The following is a 6,504-nucleotide window of genomic DNA, read 5'->3' as shown; positions in this document are numbered from 1 at the left end:
TCAGCTCCCTATTCCAAACCACCCTCTTTATTCGTTTAAAGGGGGTGTTTTTTTGTCAAAATAACATGCAGTATTAAGATGTTAATTTTATTCTTTTTATATATGCTGCATTAATAACCTACTTGTTACATAGCTTTACGCATTTTCACACTGTAAATTTTTGAATCCTATATACTAATTACATCAATGTCGATCCTTTTTTAACCTTAGGCGAACATTTGATGTTTTCTAAAAAATTACAAATATAATTAAATATCTAGGATAAAAAATGACACAAAAGCCCGTTAAACCAGAGCCAAATATGAATATTCAGCAAGGCAATGCTGGTGAAACTCATCAGCAGGCTGATAATAATTCAACCAATTTGACTACGCAGCAAGGTATTGTTATTGCAGATAATCAGAATTCGCTAAAGGCAGGTCGCCGGGGTCCTGCATTGCTGGAAGATTTTATTTTACGTGAGAAAATTACCCATTTTGACCATGAACGTATTCCTGAGCGTGTTGTACATGCTCGTGGTACGGCAGCCCATGGTTATTTTGAATTAACCAAATCATTAGAGCAATTTACCACAGCTAAGGTATTAACAGAGGTGGGCAAGCAAATCCCATTATTTGCTCGTTTTTCAACGGTAGCCGGTGGTGCGGGATCGATTGATACGCCGCGTGATATTCGCGGTTTTGCCGTCAAAATCTATACAGAGGAAGGTAACTGGGATTTAGTGGGTAACAACACCCCTGTGTTCTTTATCCAAGATGCGATTAAATTTCCCGATATTATTCATGCTGTAAAAATGGAGCCTGATCGTGGTTTCCCACAAGCGGCATCAGCGCATGATACCTTTTATGATTTTATCTCGTTAAACCCTGAAACCTTACATAACTACCTATGGGCGATGAGTGATCGCGCTATTCCTCGCAGTTTACGCATGATTGAGGGCTTTGGTATCCATAGCTATCGCTTTATTAATACCCAAGGCGAAAGTGTGTTCTTCCGTTATCACTGGCGTCCACGTTTGCAGCTTCAATCACATGTGTGGGATGAAGCTGTGAAAGTTGCCGGTGCTGATCCAGACTATCATCGTCGTGATTTATTTGAAACCTTGTTTGAAAATGGTGACGAAGTTGTTTGGGACTTTGGTGTGCAGATCTTTACCCAAGAACAAGCAGAAAAATTCCCATTTGATCATTTGGATGCAACCAAATTAATTCCAGAAGAATTAGTCCCTGTTGAAATCGTGGGTAAAATGGTATTAAACCGTTATCCCGATAACTTCTTTGCGGAAACAGAGCAAGTGGCTTTCTGCCCAGCGAACATCGTCCCAGGTATTGACTTTAGTAATGACCCATTATTACAAGGCCGTTTATTTAGTTACCTAGATACCCAGTTGTCACGTTTGGGCTCACCAAATTTTGCCCAGCTGCCAATTAATGCGCCAAAATGTCCATTCCATAATATGCAACGTGATGGCCATATGCAGATGCAAATTCCTAAAGGTCGGGTCGCTTATGAACCACAAAGTTTAGAATCAGAAAAACCGCGTGAAAATCCGTCAATTGGGTTTAAATCATTTACAGATGATTTAACTCAAAATAACGATGCGGTTAAAGGTCGTATCCGTGCAGAAAGCTTTGCAGACTTTTATAGTCAGCCGCGTATGTTCTATCGTAGTCAAGCCCCTATTGAGCAGGCGCATATCGCTTCAGCGATTGTGTTTGAGCTTTCAAAAGTTGAAACACCCTATATCCGTGAACGCATGGTTGCGCAGTTGTTAACGGTTGATGAAACATTGGGTAAACGCGTGGTCGATGGTTTAGGCATGAAACCAGTGCCAAAACCGATTGAGCCGACGGTTCCGGTGCAAGATTTGCCATTATCGCCGGCTTTGCAGTTGATTGGCAAAGCCAAGCCAACGCTTGAAGGTCGTAAAGTCGCTATTTTAGTCGCAGATGATTCAAATGCAGAAATGCTTGAAAAATATAAAGCAGCGATTACCGCAGCAAAGGCAACACCCTTTATAGTAGCGCCAAAAATTAATATTACGTTAAACAATGGTGAAACCATTGCAGCTGACGGTCAATTGGCGGGTTCGCCTTCTGTCTTGTTTGATGCAATCGTTAGTATCATTATGCCGGAGCAAGCGAAAAAGTTAGCCAAAGTGAGTGAGGCGATTGCGTGGTTTAAAGACGCGCATGCCCATCTAAAAGCGATTGCTTATTGTGGTGCGACGGATGAATTTATCCTGATTCCCCAGCACATTGAGAAAGATGCCAGTGTGGTGGCTTTAAAGGAAATAGATACCTTTATCGAGAAGGCCAAATCGCGTGAATGGGATCGTGAACCTCATGTGCGTGATTTAGCATAACTCATCAACCTAGCAACAAAAAAGCTAGCTTAATAATAAGCTAGCTTTTTATTTGTTTGGCGGAAACGGAGGGATTCGAACCCTCGATACGCTATTAACGTATACACACTTTCCAGGCGTGCGCTTTCGACCACTCAGCCACGTTTCCAATCGAGTTGCAACTCCAAAATATAGGGAATCGCAAAACGGACGCCTATTTTACCCAAAATAATGCCAAATGTCATGTATAATTAATCAATTTTCATCGATGGCTAGAGTTGGTAAGTTATAGCGTATGAGTTGTTATCAGCGTTTTTCCCACAAATCACTGTCACAGAAACTAGTAGCGATGGGTTTATCCCTATTGCCGTTATGGGCACATTCAAGCACCGCTTTAGATTATCGCAAACAGCACCTCAATCAATGCGGCAATACCTATGCTAACCAACAAAGTCCGCAGCCACTCTCCAATCAACCACTTGAGATTTATTATCTATGTCTAAATGGCTTTGCTGTGGGCTATTCGTCACTGAGTAAAACCGCTTTATGGTCAGCGGAGTATTTGACGCGAGCGCGTATTGAAAAAGCGAGTGAACTAGCTAGGGTTGATAATTTTCACGAGGAAAGTCAGCTGCCTAATCGGGTTAAAGGCTATTTAGCTGATTATCGTAACGTACCTTATGATCGTGGGCATCTAGCGCCGAATGCAGATATGAGTACGCTTGAGTCACAATATGACAGTTTTAGCCTTGCCAACATTGTACCGCAAAATCCTGTTAATAATCGTAGCACTTGGCGAGACATTGAGTCCCGTACCCGTTATCTAGCAATCAAACACAACCGTATCTACGTGGTGACAGGGGTGGCTTTTATCAGTAATCGGGTTAAGAAAATCAATAACAATATATTAGTACCTAGTCATCTGTATAAAGCGATTTATATTCCAAGTCTACAACAAGCAGGGGTTTATTTTGTCCCTAATGATGATAGTCAGCGAGTGGAAATCATTAGTCTGGATGAACTTGCGGTAAGAATAGGCGTGGATGCCATGCCAGGGTTATCAGGGAAGGTACAAAAAACGGCAATGACGCTGCCTATTGATGATTATTCACCAGCTACAAAAAATAAAAACACGCCAAAATCAGAGCCCGATAACCAGCAAATTTTATTAGTCTTAGTTAATTTAGTCTTGACTATTTTTGAATGGATAATCAGCCTATTTAAGTCCTAAAAATGGCAATTATACACAAATGACTGATTAGTCATTTTGAGCTTTTGGAATTTTTTAAAAAAATAATTACTTAAAAATCAGTAACTTAAAATTAAAAAAATGGATAATTTTACCCTGTAAGGATGTAGAAAACTATTAGCAACTTTTGTGTATCAAAAAATATCTTTACCTCAAAACCATTTTGGCTATAATGATTGTCAATGGCACTGCATCTCACTTCCCTTACTTTTTTGCAGTGCGCTACAGAAGGAACTGTTATGAAAATTTCTCTTAAATCAATCAGCGTTGGTGTTGCTCTTTCTACTTTAAGTGTTGCTGCTATGGCTGCCGATCCAATCGTGGGTACCTGGCAAACTTATGAAGACAATCAACCAAAAGCGCAAGTTCAAATCTCACAAACAGGTGCTACTTTCACCGGTAAAATCGTTGCGGGCAATACTGAAAAAGCAAAATCTTTTGTTGGTAAAACTGTGTTAACAGGCGTTAAAGCAGCGGGTAATGGCAAATATTCAGGTAAAGCCAAAGACCCACGTTGGGGCTTTGGGTTAGGTGCAGATATTTCATTAAGCGGTTCAACCTTGACTTTATCTGTTCCAGTCAAAGGCAGCCAAACTTGGAAAAAAATTAAATAATCGTTACTGATTTGAAATCTCAAAAAAGCTAGATATGACTATCTAGCTTTTTTATTTGTCCAATCGCAAGTTTTGTAGAGTCTTTTAGTACGGTTAAATAAAAAAATAGGCTGATTGAATCAGCCTATTTTTATTATTGTTTATCTATTCGATACGTTCACCATGTACAGCCAAATCAAGACCTGTGTATTCATCTTCATCAGTGACACGTAAGCCCATGGTTAATTGAATCACTTTGGCAATAATGAAAGTCACAATCGCGCAGTAGATGATAACCGCGAACACGCCTTCTAATTGCACCCACACTTGACCCATAGTCGATAAAGCCAGTGGTTTGCCAGTGATAGCAGGACTCACAAAGACACCTGTCAATATGGCACCGACGATACCACCAACGCCATGCAATCCAAACGCATCCAAGCTATCGTCGATTTTTAACAGACGTTTGAGATAGTTGACTGCATAAAAGCAAACCAATGAGGTGATGATGCCAATCGCTAATGCGCCTGCTACCGTCACAAAACCTGCCGCTGGGGTAATACCGACTAAACCCGCCACTGCGCCTGATGCACCGCCTAATACAGAGGCTTTACCACGGACTAATTTTTCGATGGCAAACCAAGTCAATGCCCCTGCCGCTGCGGCTACTTGCGTGACGAGTAGGGCATTACCTGCCAATGCATTTGCCGCTAACGCACTACCGCCATTAAAGCCAAACCAACCTACCCAAATCAAACCCGTACCAATTAAGGTTAAAGCCAAGTTTGAAGGTGCCATTGGATCACGGTTATAGCCATTACGTTTACCTAAAACAGCCGCCAACACAATACCTGCTACACCTGCATTAATGTGCACGACCGTACCGCCTGCAAAGTCTAGCGCACCATCTGCCATCAACCAGCCGCCGCCCCAAACCCAGTGACAAATCGGTGCATACACCAATAATACCCAAAGGGCAGTAAACACCATGAAGCTACTAAATTTAATACGTTCAGCAATCGAGCCTGCTAAGATTGCCACAGTGATAATGGCAAAGGTCATTTGAAAAGTGACAAATAACAGGGTGGGTACGGTACCGGTTAAATCACCTAACCCAATATTAGATAACAGGGCATTATCAAAACCGCCAATAAATTGATTAAAATCGCTACTACCAAACGCCAGCGAATAACCCAACACAATCCAAATGATAGATACTAACGCCGTGGCACCATAGCTGTGTGCCATCGTCCCTAAAATATTCTTTTTGCGCACCATACCTGAGTAAAACAACGCCAACCCTGGAATAGTCATTAGGAGCACTAATGCAGTCGAAATTAATACCCAAGCCGTGTCGCCTGCATTTAGCGTAGGCGTGTCAGCAGCATGAGCCACCAATGGAGATAACAACAATAATGATAAAATTGATTTAGTAGATACTAGTGGCTGTGAAAATTTGGCAAAAGCTGCCCTTGTAATGACGGCATTCATCGTAACCCCCTTAAAATTATTTGAGATAGTCGTTAAGCTGCTTGATAGGTCTACGTTAATGTTTAAAGGATGGTCGACTTTAAAATTTAACAAGCGCTGCGGCAACGACAGTCATGATAGTGTTAGATAGCATTAGCGCCCGTTTCACCCGTACGGATACGAATCACTTGTTCTAATGGTGATACAAAGATTTTGCCATCACCGATTTTGCCCGTGCTAGCCACGCGAGTGATAGCTTCAATCGCTGCATCAACCATTTCGTCAGTCACTGCAATTTCTAACTTAACTTTGGGCAGGAAATCAACCACATACTCAGCGCCGCGGTACAATTCAGTATGACCTTTTTGACGACCAAAACCTTTTACTTCGGTAACTGTGATACCTTGAACGCCAATCTCAGAGAGTGACTCACGCACATCGTCTAGCTTGAACGGTTTTAAGATAGCCGTAATTAATTTCATAATAATTTCCTTTTAAGTGCCGCTTATGGTTGGGTTAGTTACTAGCTGCTGTAGTGGCTTAATAGCGGTTACCCTAAACAGCATTCGTAAAGCATGTTGAAAATGGTAGTTTCGATAATTCAAAAGCTATGCCAACTTTCATAAATGTCCTATTTTTAAGGGGGTAAAAAATACAACCTATTGAAAATAAAGCAAAAACTTTTTTGTGGTTTCAATGCGACCATCACACAGAAAACGTAATTTTATTATAACCAAAAAATAAAAATTCCTCTAATGTAAATCAGCTATTGCACCAAAAAGGTTATTTGGGTGCCATTAACGATTTTGTAGATAAATTTTAGAATTATTTTAATAATTAGCGATAAA

The 6,504-nt window shown here is 40.9% G+C and carries 5 protein-coding genes and 1 tRNA gene; 3 read left to right on the top strand and 3 right to left on the bottom strand.

All coding sequences use genetic code 11. From position 1 onward, the window contains the following. Positions 1–268: 268 nt before the first annotated feature. Entirely contained in the window at positions 269–2,365 is a 2,097-nt protein-coding gene (locus tag RTL34_RS08730) for a catalase (RefSeq protein WP_312116247.1), read from the top strand. A 57-nt stretch (positions 2,366–2,422) separates the two neighbouring features. Here the strand turns inward: RTL34_RS08730 and RTL34_RS08725 are convergent. Next, positions 2,423–2,513: transfer RNA gene (locus RTL34_RS08725), tRNA-Ser, on the bottom strand. A gap of 126 nt (positions 2,514–2,639) precedes the next feature. On the opposite strand from RTL34_RS08725, the gene RTL34_RS08720 reads away from it, so the two are divergent. Together RTL34_RS08720 and RTL34_RS08715 are read left to right on the top strand one after the other, a co-directional pair. Further along, complete coding sequence (locus tag RTL34_RS08720; protein ID WP_312116245.1) at positions 2,640–3,575, top strand: DNA/RNA non-specific endonuclease; 936 nt, start codon at positions 2,640–2,642, stop codon at positions 3,573–3,575. A 200-nt stretch (positions 3,576–3,775) separates the two neighbouring features. Next, the gene (locus tag RTL34_RS08715) at positions 3,776–4,207 is read left to right on the top strand and encodes a DUF2147 domain-containing protein (protein ID WP_253852211.1); all 432 of its coding nucleotides are present in this window, start codon (positions 3,776–3,778) and stop codon (positions 4,205–4,207) included. A 144-nt stretch (positions 4,208–4,351) separates the two neighbouring features. Here RTL34_RS08715 and RTL34_RS08710 read toward each other — a convergent pair whose 3' ends face one another. Together RTL34_RS08710 and RTL34_RS08705 are read right to left on the bottom strand one after the other, a co-directional pair. After that, positions 4,352–5,677 carry an ammonium transporter gene (locus RTL34_RS08710; RefSeq protein WP_076775469.1) on the bottom strand — a complete coding sequence of 442 codons (1,326 nt, stop codon included), beginning with the start codon at positions 5,675–5,677 and terminating at the stop codon, positions 4,352–4,354. A gap of 122 nt (positions 5,678–5,799) precedes the next feature. Then, positions 5,800–6,138: a P-II family nitrogen regulator gene (locus RTL34_RS08705; RefSeq protein WP_007115809.1), complete on the bottom strand. Its 339-nt coding sequence runs from the start codon at positions 6,136–6,138 to the stop codon at positions 5,800–5,802. Positions 6,139–6,504 lie beyond the last annotated feature (366 nt).

This window comes from Moraxella sp. CTOTU47915 (genome assembly GCF_031986685.1).
Lineage (GTDB): Bacteria > Pseudomonadota > Gammaproteobacteria > Pseudomonadales > Moraxellaceae > Faucicola > Faucicola tetraodonis.
Note: the sequence above shows the minus strand (reverse complement) of the source record. Positions and strands in the feature narration are given on the sequence as shown.

Excerpts from the sequence above, each read along its gene's own strand:
- RTL34_RS08730 (WP_312116247.1), top strand. The coding sequence starts at position 269 with ATGACACAAAAGCCCGTTAAACCAGAGCCAAATATGAATATTCAGCAA.
- RTL34_RS08720 (WP_312116245.1), top strand. The coding sequence starts at position 2,640 with ATGAGTTGTTATCAGCGTTTTTCCCACAAATCACTGTCACAGAAACTA.
- RTL34_RS08705 (WP_007115809.1), bottom strand. The coding sequence starts at position 6,138 with ATGAAATTAATTACGGCTATCTTAAAACCGTTCAAGCTAGACGATGTG.
- RTL34_RS08710 (WP_076775469.1), bottom strand. The coding sequence starts at position 5,677 with ATGAATGCCGTCATTACAAGGGCAGCTTTTGCCAAATTTTCACAGCCA.
- RTL34_RS08715 (WP_253852211.1), top strand. The coding sequence starts at position 3,776 with ATGGCACTGCATCTCACTTCCCTTACTTTTTTGCAGTGCGCTACAGAA.